Raw genomic sequence first — 14,652 nt, 5'->3', positions numbered from 1 at the left:
GGTGGGTGGTTCGGGGTTGTCCGGGTCCTTCAAGAACGCGTCGATCACCTCACGCGTAGGAAACACCGTCACCCCCGGCCCCGCAATCAGACCCACCAACCGATCCGCCAGATCCCGCACCGCCACATTCGTCCGATTCGACACCTCCCGCAACACCTCGAACGCCTCAGCCTCCTCCACCCCATACACCACCATCACCATCCCCTTGGCCTGCTCAATCACCGCACGCCGCTCCGCCGACGCCCGAATCGACGCCGTCGCATCCCGCTGCGCCGCCACCCGATGCGAATCCGTCACATCAATGAAATACCCCACCAACTCCACCACCCGCCCCGACGCCGGATCACGCCGCCCCTGACCCGTCACCGCCAACGTCCGCGTCCCACCCCCAGCATCCACGATCCGATGCACCGAACTGAACGTCGCCCCCGTCTCCGCAGCACGCCGCAACACCCCATCAAACCGCGCCCGATCCTCCGGATGCTTGTGCGCCAACATCAACGGCGTCGTCGGCACGATCTGACCCGGCTCGAACCCATGCATCACATACACCTCATCCGACCACGCCCACTCCCCCGACACCAGATCCAACCGATACCGCCCCACCGGCGGCCGACTCCCCCCATCCAACGCCTCCTCCACCCGCCCCTCCAACGGAGAATCGCCCGAAGGCCGCACAGACGTCACGATCCCCTCCTCGGATGAAAACACAAAGAACCGGGAACACTCGACCAGAACACTACGACACCCACCACTACCACCAACCCCACGACACCACGAGCGTAGCCCGCGGAGGGTCGATCCGGTACGCCGCACCGCGCTGACCGCGACGCCAGTATGGGGTGGCCGCCGAGCACTCGCCACGCGCCGGCGCTCCCGCCGGACCACAGCTACACTGCGCCGATGCCGAAGCGCAGCGCGAGGTGGTCCATCGTGCACGGCAGCGGGTCCTCGCGGAGGAACCGTCCGCGTCCGACGCACAGGTCCTGATCCGCCAGCCGGCTCAGCGCGTGGGAGGCGACCAGCAGGACGAGGTTCCGGGCGGGACAGGCGGCCGGCCCGGCGCTGAACGGCACCATCCGCGCGTCGGCCTCGTGGCGCCCGTCGATCCACGCGTGGGGCACGAAGTCGTCCGCGTGGGCGAGCCGGCGCGGGTCCCGGTGGAAGAACGCGGAGACGATCACGAATCCCGTCCCTGCCGGCAGGGTGCGCCGGCCCCACACGGTGGGGCGCGTCGCATCACGCAGCACCGCGAGCGTCGTCGGCCACAGGCGCAGAGACTCCAGCACACAGGCGCGCGCGTCGGGCAGCAGCGCCGGTCCCGGCCCGGCCCGCGCCGCCTCGGCCCGCAACCGGTCCCGGATCTCGGGCCGCGCGGAGACGACGGCGAGGGCCCGCAGGGTCGCGGCCGCCGCGGCGTCGAAGGCGAACAGCCAGTGCGGCACCTGGCTCACCGCGGTGGCGAGGCCGGCGGGGCGCAGACGCCCGGCGAGCGCGTCCGGCGCGGGCGTGTCCAGGTGGGCCGCGAGGCGGTGCTCGAGCTCGTGGCGCAGCCACGGCCGGCGAGGCCGGAACCAGGACCAGTTCCCGTCCCGGCGCAGCCGGTCGAGCAGGTCGATGATCCGCCGGTCGGTCCGTGCCGCCGCGCCGAGGACGATCTCCAGCACGAGTTCCCACCACGCGTCCGTGAAGTCCGCGGCGTCGAACTGCCCGGCCGGGCGGGCCCGTTCGACGAGTCCGTCCATGGCGGCCGACGTCGCCCGGGCGAACGCCGGCGCGTGGTCGTGCACGGGACGGGCGGACTGGAGCGCCGCCTCGTTGACGGGCCGCAGCACCGCGCGGGCGGCCGCGGAGGAGATGAGCACCCCGTCGGGCTGGAAGTGCGCGAGAGCGCCACGCTTCTCGAAGGAGGCGGGCGTGAAGGGGGCGGGCGTGCCCTCCAGCAGGCGCCGGACGTCGCGGGAGTGCGTGACCACGACGAGACGACGCCGGCCGACCGGAAGCACGAGCGGGGCGTCACCGTACCGGTCGCGCAGGCCGGCCAGGACAGCGCGGGCCCTGCGGTCCGTCTGGTGGCGCTCGGCCCAGGCGGTGGCGCGCGGGCGGCGGATGATCGCGCCCTGCGCAACGAGCGGAAGCAGTACGGAGGCCGCCACACGCGTGCTCTCGGCGGCCGTCAGGTCCACCGGGGTGCCGGGCATGGCCGGTCAGACGCCGGGCGCGGGGACGGGGTGCGCGGCGAGAGCCGAGGCGACGGCGTGGAGGTTGTGCGCCATCAGCCGGCCGGTACCGTGCGACCACTCGTGCCCGTGCTCCGTCTGCGGGTACTCGGCGCCCGGGCCCGGCCCCTGGTTCCAGTACGTCCAGGCCTGGCCGGGGACGGTGTAGCCGATGTCGCCGAGAGCTCCGCCGATCTCGGAGATGACGTGATGGGCACCGTCCTCGTTGCCGGTCACCACCACGCCCGCCACCCGGTTGTACGCCACGGGCGTGCCGTCGGAACGCGTCTCGGTGAGCATCGCGTCCATGCGCTCGAGCATGCGCTGGGCGATGGACGACGGCCGCCCCAGCCACGTCGGACTGACCACGACCAGGATCTGCGCTTCCAGCAGCCGCTCGTGCACCCCGGGCCATTCGTCGTCGCCACCCAGGTCGGTCACGACGCCGGGCGGCACGTTCAGGTCGGCGAGCCTGACGTGCTCCACCGCCACCCCGCGCTCCTCCAGGGCGGCGGCGACGACGCCGGCCAGCGCCTCGGTGTTGGACGGTTCGGGGGACCGCTTGAGCGTGCAGCTGAGGAACAGCGCCTTCATGGGACACCTCGTGGGGACGGTGTGACGGCAGCCGCTTCTCGACCACTGCCACCATAACGCGGGGGTCGCACGCCAACGAGTCCGGCCGCCGGGCGCCGTCGTCACGTGCCGTCCGCGCCCGGACGGAAGACGCGCCGGTAGATCGCGCCCGCCTCCTCCACCACGGCCGGACGGATCGCCGCAACGGGCACGACGTCGACGAGCAGCGGCTCGCAGTCCGGACCGCGCCCGGCCACCCGTCCGGACAGCAGCCACGGCAGACGGCCGCCCACCATGAGATGCGCGTACTGGCACAGCTGCCGCGCCGCCCAGTGCTCCACGGGCCGGGTCCACCACGGCTCGGGCGTCATCGGGTTGACGCTCAGGCCCGGCAGCACGCAGCCGCTCTCGTGGTCCCGGCTCACGATCGTGCGGTCCGCCTCCGGGCCGGCGCTGAACCGCACGTACACCGCAGGAAGCGTCTCGACCAGTTCGGCGAGTTCGCCGACGGAGCCGAGAAGCGGCGCTCCCGGCGGCATGAGCAACCCTCCCGGTTCGCCGTTCACCCCGCCCACGCTAGCCCGCCTCGCCGCACGCTTGCGAGTGCGGGCGACGTTGTTAGCGTCGAGATGCCTTCGCACGCCGTCCATCCGACCCACCGCGAGGTGATCCCGTGACCGCCCCTGAGACGACGCCCGACGAGACAGGAGGCGGCCCGGGCACGGAAGCCGGGGCGGCGGTGACGCGGCGATCGGTGCTCCGGTCGCTCTCGCTGATCAGCGGGGCGGGGCTCGTCGGCGGGGCGGCGCTCGCGGGCTGTACCCCCGACCCGTCGGGAGGCGTCGCGACCCACGGTCGCCCGGGCGACGACGAAGGCGTCCACCAGCCCGAACGCTCACCCTTGCCACCCGACGACACGCCGCACGAGCTCCGGTTCCTCACCGACGAGGAGGCGCGCCTGCTCGAGGCGGTGCTCGCCCGGCTCGCCCCCGGCGACGACGGCGACCCGGGCGCCGTGCAGATGAGCGTGGCGACGTACATCGACGGCAAGCTCACCGGCTCCGCGCCGTACGCCGAGCCCACCTACACCCACGGTCCCTTCGCGAGCGCGTACGAGGAGTCCTCGGACGAGGTGGAGGAGGACAAGGTCCCCGTCGCCGCCAGGCAGCTCTACCGGTACGGGTACCAGGGCAGCCGGCCGCCGCAGGACGTCTACCGGCTCGGCCTGGCCGCCCTGGACCGGTACGCGCAGACACGGTTCGGACGCTTCTTCGCGGACCTGTCCGCGGAACGCCAGGACGAGCTCCTCGTGGTCCTGGACGACCACGGGCGGCGCGGCGAGGGCGACACCGTCCCGACGAGCGACGCCGTGCTGGACCAGGCCGGCGAGGTGTTCGGCGCGGTGGACCCGGGCGGCTTCTTCGCCATGGTGCGCACCGACATGATCGAGGGGATGTTCGCGGACCCGGTCTACGGCGGCAACCGGGACCTGGCGGGGTGGCGGCTGATCGGCTGGCCGGGGGCGCAGCGGTCGTACTCCCCGCACGAGATGCTGCACGGCACGGACAAGCAGCCGCGCCCGATGCACGAGCTGCCCGTGATGAACCCCGACCGTCCCGGCGGTGGCCGGCAGGCCCTCGAGCGGCCCCACGCGGGCTCCGGGGAGGGCTGAGCATGCACCGTCACGACCCGGTGGACATCGTGACGATCGGAGGCGGCATGTCCGCCTCGATCCTCGCCTCGCACATCCTGCCGCCGACGTCGCTGCGGATGGTGTCGCTCGAGCAGGGGCCGGCCCAGTGGACGTACCCCGACTTCGCGCACAACCACGACTCGCTGCGCTTCCGCAACCGCTACGCGATGATGCAGGACATCTCGCGGACCTCGTGGACGTGGCGGCCGGACGCGCGGTCCCCTGCCCTCCCCTACCGCCAGTTCGGCAGCTTCCACCCGGGCGAGGGCCTGGGCGGCTCGATGGTGCACTGGACGGCCGTGCTGTGGCGGTTCCTGCCGGACGACTTCCGCTACCGCAGCCTCAACGAGGAGCGATACGGCACCCACCGGATCCCGGAGGAGATGACCACCCAGGACTGGCCGATCGGCTACGAGGACCTCGAGCCCTACTACGACCAGCTGGAGTACGACATGGGCGCCTCGGGCCGGGCCGGCAACCTGGGCGGCCAGATCCTGCCCGGGGGAAACCCGTTCGAGGGCCGGCGCCTGCGCCCCTACCCGAACCCACCGCTCGCCCGCAGCAAGTTCGGCCGGTTGTTCGCCCGCGCCTGCGAGGACCTGGAGCTGCATCCCTTCCCGACGCCGTCGGGCATCCTGTCGCGGGGGTACACCGATCCTTACGGCAACACCCGCGCGGGCTGCCTGTACTGCGGGTTCTGCACCCGATACGGCTGCGAGGTGGGCGCCAAGACGAGCCCGCTGACCACGTGGCTGCCCCCGGCGCTGGAGACGGGACGGTACGACGTGCGCACGGGATGCCGTGTGCTGCGCATCGAGACCGCGGGCGACGGGCGCGCCACGGGCGTGCGGTACGTCGACTCCCGCGGCGAGGAGCACGTGCAGCCCGCGGAGGTAGTGGTCTGCTCGGCGTTCACGCTGGAGAACGTCCGGATGCTGCTCCTGTCCCGGGGTGACGCGCACCCGGAGGGCATCGGCAACGACCGCGGGCAGGTGGGGCGCAACTACACGTACCAGATCATCCAGTCCCCGGCCAAGGGCCTGTGGGAGGACGAGTCGTTCCACTTCTACATGGGCAACGGCTGCACGAACGCCCAGATATACGACTACAACGCCGACAACTTCGACCACGCGGACCTCGGCTTCCTGGGCGGCGCGGCCATCGCGGCCCAGGCCGGGCAGCGCGAACCCATCAGCTCGTCGACGACGCTCCTGGACGGGCTCACGGACCGGCAGTGGGGCGCGGGCTGGAAGTCGATGCTGGGCCGCTCCTGGGACCGGGTGGGTTCGGTGAACATCCAGGGCGACAGCCCCGCCTACGCCGGGAACTTCCTGGACCTCGACCCCACGTACGAGGACGAGTGGGGCCTTCCGATGCTGCGCATCACCTTCGACTGGCGCGAGAACGAGCGGGAGATGTACCGCTTCCTCGCCGCCCGGTGCGAGGAGATCCTCCGGGCGATGAACCCCGACCGGGTCAGCGTGAGCCCCGAGCTGGGTCCCTACCGGATCGACCAGTACCAGAGCACACACCCCACCGGCGGCGCGATCATGGGCCGGCACCCCGGCGAGAGCGTGACCAACAGCTACGGACAGGTGTGGGACACACCCAACGTGTTCGTCACCGGCGCGGCGCTCTACCCGCAGAATCCGGGCGCCAACCCCAGCGGCACGGTGGGGGCCCTCGCCCTGCGCACCGCCGAGGCGATCCGCGACCGCTACCTCGCCGCACCCGGGGAACTGCTGTGACCGGCCCCGGTGCGCTCGTCCGGGCGGTGGCGTCGCTCGTCGTCGCCGGCGCCGTCGTGACCGGGTGCGCGGACACCGGCGCCCCACCGCCCGTGGAGCTGCGGCTCAGCGCCTCGGGGTTCGAGCCCGTGCGCCTTGAGACCGCCGCGGGCGGTGAGGTCCGGTTCGTCAACGACTCCGGCCGCCCGCAGCGGATCGTGTCCGCCACGCTCGGCAACGGCGCGGCCGTCCCGCGGGGAGCCGATCCCGTGGACTCGGGCCGTCTCGTGGCGGGAGCCGCCCACGCGAGGCGGCTGGACGTGCCGGGCGAGTACGTGGTCGAGGCGGTCCTGGCCGACGGCGGCACGCGCGCGGTCGCCACCATCCTGGTGGAGGAGGCCTCATGATCGACGCCCGGATCCGGTCCGTGTTCCCGCCCGCCGGCGGCGTCGCGGACCGCGTCGACGGTCACCTGCAACTGCTCCTGGTCGCCGGCTCGGTGGTGTGGGTGATCGTCGTGACGGCGATGTTCGTCGCGGTGCTGCGCCGTCGCCGGGCCGAACGGACCGAGGGGGACGACGGCGTTCCCGGCGACGAGCCGGGCCGGGGCCATCTCGTGGTGGCGTTCCTCGGCGGCGTGGCGCCGGCGGTGATCATCCTCGGTGTCATGGCCGACTCGGTGCTGACGCTGCGCGACACCGGCGGCACCGCCGACGCGTCGCGGGCGCCGGTCGTCGTCGAGGTCGACGGCCGCCAGTTCTGGTGGGAGGTGCGCTACCCGGAGCACGACGTCGAGACGGCCAACGAGATCCACATCCCCACCGGCCAAGACGTGCGCGTCGAGCTGACCAGCGACGACGTCATCCACAGCTTCTGGGTGCCGCAGCTCGCCGGCAAGGTGGACCTCGTCCCGGGCCGGACCAACGTCGTGACGCTCCACGCGGACGAACCCGGCACCTACTGGGGCCGGTGCGCCGAGTACTGCGGCCTGCAGCACGCCTGGATGCGGTTCGTCGTGGTCGCCCACGACGAACCCGAGTACGCCGGCTGGCTGGAGGCGCAGGGGCGGCCGGCGGAGTCCCCCGGCCGCACGGACGACGGCGCCGGCGGCCCCGACGGCGGTGACGAGACGGCCGGCGGCGCCCGGCCGGGCGCCGGCCCGGACACGGAGGAGGTGGCGGCGGGCCGCGAGATCTTCATGTCGTCGTCCTGCGTCTACTGCCACACGATCGCCGGCACGGAGGCGCGGGGCACGCTCGGCCCGGACCTGACGCACCTGGCGAGCCGGCAGATGATCGGCGCCGGCGTGCTGCCCAACGACCGGGAGAGCCTCGCCCGCTGGATCACCGGGCCGCAGGACGTGAAACCCGGCAACGCCATGCCCGGCACCGACCTGTCGGAGGACGAGCTCGACGCCCTGATCACCTACCTGGAGAGCCTGGAGTAGCACGTGACGACGACCGACGAGGAGACCCGCCCCACCGCCGAGGAGAGGTCCGCCTTCGAGGAGGTCTGGGCCAGGCCGCGCGGATGGCGGCGGGTGCTGACGTCCGTGCAGCACAAGTCGGTCGGCACGCGCTACATGGTGACCGCCGCCGTCTTCTTCTTCGTCGGGGGTGTCCAGGCGCTGTTCATGCGCGTGCAACTGGCCCAGCCCGAGCAGCAGGTGCTCTCCGCGCAGACGTACAACGAGCTGTTCACCATGCACGGCACGACGATGATGTTCCTCTTCGCCGTGCCGTTCCTGGAGGGGCTGGCCGCCTATCTGCTGCCCCTGATGCTCGGCGCCCGCGACATGCCGTTCGCCCGCTACAACACGTTCAACTACTGGTGCTACCTGTTCGCCGGCATCCTCCTGTACAGCAGCTTTCTCGTCGGCATGGTGCCCGACGCCGGCTGGTTCGCCTACGTGCCGCTGTCCGGTCCCGAGTTCGCCGACAAGGCCATGGACATCTGGCTGTTCGGCCTGGCGCTGGCCGAGCTCGCCGCAATCGGGGCGGCGATCGAGATGATCGTGGTGGTGCTCGGCATGCGCGCGCCCGGGATGTCGCTGGACCGGATGCCGATCTTCGCGTGGACGATGCTGTCCGTCGCCGTCATGATCGTTCTGGCCTTCGTGCCCCTGCTGGTGGGGTCGATGCTGCTGGAGCTGGACCGCAACGCCGGCACGGCGTTCTTCGACACCGAGCGGGGCGGTGACCCGCTGCTGTGGCAGCACCTGTTCTGGATCTTCGGGCACCCCGAGGTGTACGTGATGTTCCTGCCGGGGGCGGCCGTCATCAGCCAGGTGCTGCCGGTGCACTCCCGGCACCGCCTGGTGGGGTACCCGTTCGTGGTCGCCGCCGTGGTGGTCACCGCGATCATGAGCCTGGGCCTGTGGGTGCACCACATGTACACCACCGGGCTGCCACCGGTGACGCTGTCGTTCTTCACCGCCGCGAGCATGTCGATCAGCGTGGCCTCCGGGGTGCAGGTGGTCGCCTGGATCGCGACCTTGTGGTCGGGACGGCCGCGGCTCACCGTGCCGATGCTGTTCTCCCTCGGCTTCCTGTTCACGTTCGTGGCGGGCGGGATCACCGGGGTCATGGTCGCCTCCGCACCGTTCGACGCCCAGGCGCACGACACCTACTTCGTCGTGGCCCACTTCCACTACGTGCTGATCGGCGGCATGCTGTTCCCCGTCCTGGCGGGGCTGTTCCACTGGTGGCCCAAGTTCACGGGCCGCATCCCCTCGGCCCGGCTGGGCGCGGTGAGCTTCTGGCTCACGTTCGGCGGCTTCCACCTCACGTTCTTCCCCATGCACCTGACCGGGCTGTCGGGGATGCCGCGCCGCGTGTTCACCTACGACGCCACGCTCGGCGTCGGCCTGCTGAACCTGCTGTCCACCGTCGGCGCGTTCGTCCTCGCCTCCGGATTCGTGCTCGCCGCGGTCACCCTGCTGGCCGCGCTGCGCCGCGGAGAGCGGTCGGGACCGAACCCGTGGGGCGCCGACTCCCTCGAGTGGGCCGCGGACTCGCCGCCGTCGTCGCCGAACTTCGGCCGGATACCGGTGGTCGGCAGCCGGGCGCCGCTGTGGAACCCGCCGCCGCGGGACCCGGAACTGGACCGGATGGCCGCCGCGTTCGACCATGCCCCGCAGAACGTGCGCGCCACGCCGTTCACCACGGTCCTCGACGCCCGTCCGAGCACCGCCGCGGTGCAGGCCAGCCCGAGCATCTGGCCCGTCGTCACCGCCGGCGGGCTGGCCCTGGCTTTCGTGGGCCTCCTCGTAGAGAGCGCTTGGGTCGTGGGTGCGAGCGTGCTCGTGATCGCGGCGGGCTTCGTGGCCTGGGAACTGCAGAACGAGCGCGAGCTCGGAGCAGGAGAGGCCAGGGAGCCGGTGGGCGGCCGGTACCCCGTCGAGGCGCCCGGCCCCCGATCTCCCGGCTGGTGGGGAGCGACCGCCGCCGCCGTCGTGCTCGTGGTCGCCGTCGCGACCGTGGCCTTCAGCCTGCTCTTCCTCGAGGTGAACGCGCCGGTGTGGCCCGCGGGCGGGACCCTCGGGCGGCCGTGGCTGTCGGCAGGAACCGGCCTCGCCGTCGTCCTGGCGATCGCGGCGGCGTGGTGGGGTTCGCGGCACGGGCCCCTGGACCACGCCGCCACGCCCGAGGCACGCGGCGCCCACCTCACCGCCGCCGCGACGACCGGCCTGGCCGGAACCGCCGCCCTGGTGCTGACGGTGGCCCAGTGGGTCACCGCGGACCTCGACCACACGACGCACGCCTACGACTCCGGCGTCCTGGCGCTCCTCGGGACGCTCGGCGTGGCGATCGTGCTCGGCCTGGGCATCACCGGATCCGCCCTGGTGGCGCGCCTGACGCACGCTCGTGACGTCCGTCCCCGCATCATGCTGCAGAACGCCGCGATGCTCTGGGCGGGCGTGCTCGTCGTGTGGGCGATCGCGTGGGCGGCGACCGACCTCGTCCCCGGGGCGGTGGTCTGACATGACGGCCGTCCCCGCCACCCGCCCGCGCACCGTCCGCGCCGCCGTCGCCGCCGTGCTCATCCCGCCCGCCGCGTGGGTGACGGCCCTGGGGTTGTCCTACCTCGTCCAGGACTTCGCCTGCACCGCGTACACGAGCTCGGGCCGGCCACCGCCGTCGACCGTCATCGGTGCCCTCGTCATCGGCCTCGACGCGGTCCTGCTCGCGCTGACCCTGGCCGCCGGGGCCGTCGCCTGGCGGGAGCACCGGCGCGCCGCCGGCGACGACTCGCCGCTAACCGGCTTCCTCGGCCTCCTGGGCACGGCCCTCTCGCTCGGGTTCGCGGCCGGGATCGTCATGATCGCCGTCAATCCCCTCGTGCTGGAGGTGTGCGCATGAGAACACGTCCCGACCCGCGCGGTGCGCCGCGCCCCCACCAGGCGCTCGCCGCCGCGGCCGCCGTCACGACGGCCGTCGCCCTCGTCCTCGCGCTCGTGGTCGCGCCGCCCGACGCCGTCCAGGGCGACGCCCAGCGCTGGATGTACCTGCACGTCCCGGCGGCGTGGTCGGCCTACCTGTGCTTCGCCGTCGTCCTGCTCGCCTGCCTGCCGGTCGTCCGGCACGACGCCGCACGGCCGCGCGTCGTCGCCCGCGCCGCCGCCGAGACCGGCGTGGCGCTCACCGCGCTGACCCTGCTGACCGGCAGCGTCTGGGGCGCGCAGACCTGGGGCACGTGGTGGGTGTGGGACGCCCGCGTCACCACCACGGTGGCCATGGGCCTCGTCCAGGTCGCGTTCCTCGCCGCCCTCGCCCTGGCCAGGACCCGCCGCACCCGGCGCGCCGCCGGCCTGGTCGGCGCGCTCGGCTTCCTCATGGTCCCGGTGGTGCACCTGTCGGTGGTGTGGTGGCGCACCCTGCATCAGCCGCCCACGCTGCTGGCCCCCGGAGCGGGCGCGCCGATCGCCCCGGTCATGGCGTGGACCCTGGGCGTGTGCGTCCTGGCGTGCACCCTGCTGAGCGTGACCGTCGTGCTCGCCCGGGTGCGGTCCGACGCCGGGCACGACGCCGTCCCGCCCGCGCCCGCGGACTCCGCGCCTGCGGACTCCGGGTCTGCGCGCCCCGGGCCCGCACACCCCGGAACCGCTCGCCCCACGCCCGCCGGACCGGTCCCGCACGCCCGGGTGACGCCATGAGGCTCGCGGTGCCGCGCGGCCGCCCGCGCGCCTGGCTGGTCCTCGCCGTCGCCTGCCTGGGCCTGGCCCTGCTGCTGGCGTCCGCGATGCGCGACGGGCTCACCTACTGGGGCACGCCGAGCGAGGTCGCGGCCGCCGGCCCGCCGCAGCGGGACGTCCGGCTCGGCGGCCTCGTGGTGCCCGGCACCCTGACCGAGGAGCCGGGCGGCTCGTCGTTCGTGCTCACCGACGGCGCCACCGACGTCACCGTGCACTACGCCGGCGCCCTCCCGGCCACGGTCCGCGAGGGCGAGGGCGCCGTCGTCGAGGGGCGCCTCGACGGGCAGGTGCTGCGGGCGCGGACCGTGCTGCTGCGGCACTCGAACGAGTACCGGCCGCCGGAGGAGACGCCATGACCGGCACCATGGTGGCCGGCACCGTCCTGCTCGTCCTCGCCCTCGCCGCGGCGCTCACGGCGGCCGTCGGATGCGGTGTCGCGGCATGGACGACGGCGGGCCGCGCCGATCGCGCCGACCGCGTCACCGACTGCGTCACCGACCCCGTCACCAGTCACGTCACCAGCCGCGTCGCCGGTCGCGTCACCGGTGGCGTCGCCGCGCATGCCGCCCGGCTCGGCCCCGGGGCGCTCGTCCTGAGCGCGGCGGCCGCCGCGGCGGCCGCCGCGCACCTCGAGGTGGCCCTGCTGCGCGGGAGCGCCGCGCTGCCGTACGCCGCCCGCGTGACCGATCCCGACATGCCGGCCTACTACCGCGCCACCGCGATGTGGTCCGCGCTCGAGGGCTCGCTGCTGCTCTGGCTCCTCGCGCTCGCGTCCGCGGCGGCGATCGCGACAGCCACGGCCCGCCGTCTGGACCCGGGGCAGCGCGCGACCGTCCTCGCCGTCCTCGCCGCCGTCGTCGCGATGTTCGGCGTGATCTCCCTCCTGGCGTCGCCGTTCACCGCCACGGCCGGCGCGGGCGCGGCGCCGAGCCCGCTCCTGCGCGACCACGCCGCGATGGGCGTGCACCCTCCCCTGCTCTACGCCGGGTTCGCGGCCCTCGCGGTGCCCTACGCGCTGTCGGTGGCCGCCCTGGCCGGACGCCGGCTGCCGCGCGGCTGGGCGGCGACCACCCGCGCCTGGAACCTCGGGGCGTGGATCCTGCTGACCGCCGGCGTCGCCCTCGGCGCGTGGTGGTCCTACGCCGTGCTCGGCTGGGGCGGGTACTGGGCGTGGGATCCCGTGGAGAACGCGTCGCTGCTGCCGTGGCTCGCGTCCACCGCGCTCGTGCACTCCGTGGGCCCGCGTACCCGCGGCGGGCACTGGAGCGGCTGGGCCGTCACGCTGTCCGGACTGGCGTTCGTCCTCGTGGTCCTGGCCCAGCTTCTCACCCGGTCCGGCATCGTGGAGTCCGTCCACGCCTTCACGACCTCGACGCTCGGGCCCGCCCTGGCGGTGTCGCTCGGCGCGGTGGCGGTGCCGTGGGCGGTGCTCCTCGTCGTGCGCGGGCGCTCCCGGGCCGGCGTGCGGGGCGGCAGCCCGGCCCGCCACGGCATCCGCGGCACCGCGCTCGACGGGCAGCGCACGGTCCTCACCGTCGTGCTCGTCGTGGTCGCCACCGGCACCCTGCTGCCCACCGTCCTTCTGCTGGCCACCGGCGAACGGTTCTCCGTGGGCCCGCCCTGGTACCAGCGCACCCTCGCGCCGTTCGCCCTGCTGCTCCTGGTGCTGCTCGCCGCCGCACCCTGGCTCTCCGTCCGCCCGCGGCCGCCGCACCCGCTCCTGCCCGGCGCCGCCGGTGCCGCCGCGTGCTGCGCCGTGGGCGTCGTCGTGCGCGATCCGGCACTCGCCGTCGTCTCGGGCCTCGCCGCGTTCACCGTCGTCGCCGGCGCCCGCGCGCTCCGCCCGGGACCGGCACGCGTCCCCGACCGGAGGGCGGCCGGCTCCTGGCTGGCGCACACCGGCGTCGCGCTCGGCGCGGTCGCCGTCGTCGCCGGCAGCCACGGATCGGTCCAGGAAGGGGTGCTCACCCCCGGCGAGGCCCTCACCGCGGGCGACACCACCGTCACCCTCGTACGCCTCGACCGGGACGACGACGCCGGCCGCCGGGTGGCCGAGGCCGAGCTCCTGATCGGCCGCGACGGCCAGCTCACCGGCACCGCCCGCCCCGAGCTGCGCTGGTACCCCGACCACGCCACGATGCTCGCCGGGCCCGACATCCACGGCGGCGCCGTCGACGACGTGTACGTCACCCTCCTCGACGCCGACCCCGCCTCCGGCACCGCCACCGTCCGGCTCGCCGTCACGCCCCTGGTCGGCTGGCTGTGGGCGGCAGCGGGGCTCGCCGTCGCGGGCGGCCTCGTGGCCGGCGTGCCCGGCCGCCGGCGGACGCCACCACGGGTCCGCCTGCGCCGGATACCCAGCACGCCGGCGGCGGCCCGCGTGCTCACCGTGCTGCTCCTGCCCGTCCTGACGTCCGGGCTCGTGGGCTGCGCCCCCGTCCGGGGCGAACCCGCCCCGGCACCGCCCCTGGCCGGTGAGGGGCTCGACGGCGACCGGTACGACGTCGCCGACCTGCGCGGGTCCGTGGTGCTCGTCGCGGCCTGGGCGTCGTGGTGCGCCCCCTGCCACGACGAGATGCCGCTGCTCGAGGACGCGGCGCAACGGTACGAGGACGACGGGCTCGAGGTGCTCGGCATCAACGTGCGCGACCTGCCCGGCCCCGCCCGGCGGTTCACCGCCGAGCACGACGTGTCCTTCCCGAGCGTCGTGGACCCGCGCGGCACGATGTCGGTCGCCTGGGGCCTGCGCGGCCTCCCGGCCACGTACCTCGTGGACCGGGACGGCAACCTCGTCGCCCGGCATCCCGGCCCCGCCACCCAGGAGTGGATCGACACGGTCGTGCTGCCGGAGGTGCGCCGATGAGCACGTCCCGACGCGGCCGCCTCGCGATCCTCCTGGGACAGCTCGTGGCCATGACCGCCGTCGCCGGCCTGATCGTCGCCCTCGTCGGGGCAGGGCCTCCCGACCCGGACCGCCAGGTCCGCGAGGTGGCGAGCACGCTGCGCTGCCCCACATGCGTCGGGGAGCACGTCGCCGACTCCACGTCCCCCGTGGCGCGGTCCATGCGACTGGTCGTGGCCGAGCAGCTCCGGGCCGGACGCTCACCCGACCAGGTGCGGGCCTGGTTCGCCGACGCCTACGGCGACGAGGTGCTGCTCGAGCCTCCGCGGCGCGGCCTGGGCTGGGCGCTCTGGGCCGCGCCCCTCGTCGTGGTCGCCGCCGCGGCCGTGGCCTTCGCCCGGCGG

Annotated in this window: 14 protein-coding genes; 10 read left to right on the top strand and 4 right to left on the bottom strand. The window is 74.1% G+C overall.

Translation table 11 applies throughout. The features are described from left to right. The 4 genes from IIE03_RS04100 to IIE03_RS04085 form a co-directional block, all read right to left on the bottom strand. A partial coding sequence (locus IIE03_RS04100; protein WP_318842782.1) for a PAS and ANTAR domain-containing protein occupies positions 1-582 on the bottom strand: 582 nt, incomplete at its 3' end. A gap of 308 nt (positions 583-890) precedes the next feature. After that, positions 891-2,201 carry a cytochrome P450 gene (locus IIE03_RS04095; protein ID WP_192861476.1) on the bottom strand — a complete coding sequence of 437 codons (1,311 nt, stop codon included), beginning with the start codon at positions 2,199-2,201 and terminating at the stop codon, positions 891-893. A gap of 6 nt (positions 2,202-2,207) precedes the next feature. Continuing rightward, the gene (locus IIE03_RS04090; protein ID WP_192861475.1) at positions 2,208-2,813 is read right to left on the bottom strand and encodes a flavodoxin family protein; all 606 of its coding nucleotides are present in this window, start codon (positions 2,811-2,813) and stop codon (positions 2,208-2,210) included. 101 nt (positions 2,814-2,914) lie between these two features. Continuing rightward, on the bottom strand, positions 2,915-3,358 hold the full coding sequence (locus tag IIE03_RS04085) for a DUF6098 family protein (protein ID WP_318842789.1): 444 nt from the start codon (positions 3,356-3,358) through the stop codon (positions 2,915-2,917). A 107-nt stretch (positions 3,359-3,465) separates the two neighbouring features. Between IIE03_RS04085 and IIE03_RS04080 the strand changes: the two genes are divergently transcribed. The 10 genes from IIE03_RS04080 to IIE03_RS04035 all read left to right on the top strand — a co-directional run. Continuing rightward, positions 3,466-4,464 (top strand): gluconate 2-dehydrogenase subunit 3 family protein, encoded by a 999-nt coding sequence (locus tag IIE03_RS04080; RefSeq protein ID WP_192861474.1) that lies wholly within the window; start codon positions 3,466-3,468, stop codon positions 4,462-4,464. A gap of 2 nt (positions 4,465-4,466) precedes the next feature. Further along, complete coding sequence (locus IIE03_RS04075; protein WP_192861473.1) at positions 4,467-6,233, top strand: GMC family oxidoreductase; 1,767 nt, start codon at positions 4,467-4,469, stop codon at positions 6,231-6,233. Then, positions 6,230-6,619: a cupredoxin domain-containing protein gene (locus IIE03_RS04070; protein ID WP_192861472.1), complete on the top strand. Its 390-nt coding sequence runs from the start codon at positions 6,230-6,232 to the stop codon at positions 6,617-6,619. Before IIE03_RS04075 ends, IIE03_RS04070 begins: the two co-directional genes overlap by 4 nt. Further along, positions 6,616-7,659 (top strand): cytochrome c oxidase subunit II, encoded by a 1,044-nt coding sequence (gene coxB, locus IIE03_RS04065; RefSeq protein ID WP_192861471.1) that lies wholly within the window; start codon positions 6,616-6,618, stop codon positions 7,657-7,659. Before IIE03_RS04070 ends, coxB begins: the two co-directional genes overlap by 4 nt. A 3-nt stretch (positions 7,660-7,662) precedes the next feature. Continuing rightward, positions 7,663-10,194, top strand: a complete 2,532-nt coding sequence (gene ctaD / locus IIE03_RS04060; RefSeq protein ID WP_318842788.1) for a cytochrome c oxidase subunit I — start codon at positions 7,663-7,665, stop codon at positions 10,192-10,194. A gap of 1 nt (position 10,195) precedes the next feature. Further along, entirely contained in the window at positions 10,196-10,573 is a 378-nt protein-coding gene (locus IIE03_RS04055; RefSeq protein WP_192861470.1) for a hypothetical protein, read from the top strand. Then, on the top strand, positions 10,570-11,367 hold the full coding sequence (gene ccsA, locus IIE03_RS04050; protein WP_192861469.1) for a cytochrome c biogenesis protein CcsA: 798 nt from the start codon (positions 10,570-10,572) through the stop codon (positions 11,365-11,367). Before IIE03_RS04055 ends, ccsA begins: the two co-directional genes overlap by 4 nt. Beyond that, positions 11,364-11,762 (top strand): cytochrome c maturation protein CcmE, encoded by a 399-nt coding sequence (locus tag IIE03_RS04045; protein ID WP_192861468.1) that lies wholly within the window; start codon positions 11,364-11,366, stop codon positions 11,760-11,762. Before ccsA ends, IIE03_RS04045 begins: the two co-directional genes overlap by 4 nt. Then, the gene (locus IIE03_RS04040; RefSeq protein WP_192861467.1) at positions 11,759-14,269 is read left to right on the top strand and encodes a cytochrome c-type biogenesis CcmF C-terminal domain-containing protein; all 2,511 of its coding nucleotides are present in this window, start codon (positions 11,759-11,761) and stop codon (positions 14,267-14,269) included. Before IIE03_RS04045 ends, IIE03_RS04040 begins: the two co-directional genes overlap by 4 nt. After that, positions 14,266-14,652 (top strand): cytochrome c-type biogenesis protein (locus tag IIE03_RS04035; protein ID WP_192861466.1); only part of this gene is annotated, 387 nt, incomplete at its 3' end. The genes IIE03_RS04040 and IIE03_RS04035, both read left to right, overlap by 4 nt.

The organism is Myceligenerans pegani (assembly GCF_014892515.1).
GTDB classification, from domain to species: Bacteria; Actinomycetota; Actinomycetes; order Actinomycetales; family Cellulomonadaceae; genus Myceligenerans; species Myceligenerans pegani.
Note: the sequence above shows the minus strand (reverse complement) of the source record. Positions and strands in the feature narration are given on the sequence as shown.

Bases quoted from the DNA above. Each gene is read 5' to 3' on its own strand.
- ccsA (WP_192861469.1), top strand. From the start codon at position 10,570: ATGAGAACACGTCCCGACCCGCGCGGTGCGCCGCGCCCCCACCAGGCG.
- coxB (WP_192861471.1), top strand. From the start codon at position 6,616: ATGATCGACGCCCGGATCCGGTCCGTGTTCCCGCCCGCCGGCGGCGTC.
- IIE03_RS04055 (WP_192861470.1), top strand. From the start codon at position 10,196: ATGACGGCCGTCCCCGCCACCCGCCCGCGCACCGTCCGCGCCGCCGTC.
- IIE03_RS04075 (WP_192861473.1), top strand. From the start codon at position 4,467: ATGCACCGTCACGACCCGGTGGACATCGTGACGATCGGAGGCGGCATG.
- IIE03_RS04095 (WP_192861476.1), bottom strand. From the start codon at position 2,201: ATGCCCGGCACCCCGGTGGACCTGACGGCCGCCGAGAGCACGCGTGTG.
- IIE03_RS04045 (WP_192861468.1), top strand. From the start codon at position 11,364: ATGAGGCTCGCGGTGCCGCGCGGCCGCCCGCGCGCCTGGCTGGTCCTC.
- IIE03_RS04090 (WP_192861475.1), bottom strand. From the start codon at position 2,813: ATGAAGGCGCTGTTCCTCAGCTGCACGCTCAAGCGGTCCCCCGAACCG.
- IIE03_RS04040 (WP_192861467.1), top strand. From the start codon at position 11,759: ATGACCGGCACCATGGTGGCCGGCACCGTCCTGCTCGTCCTCGCCCTC.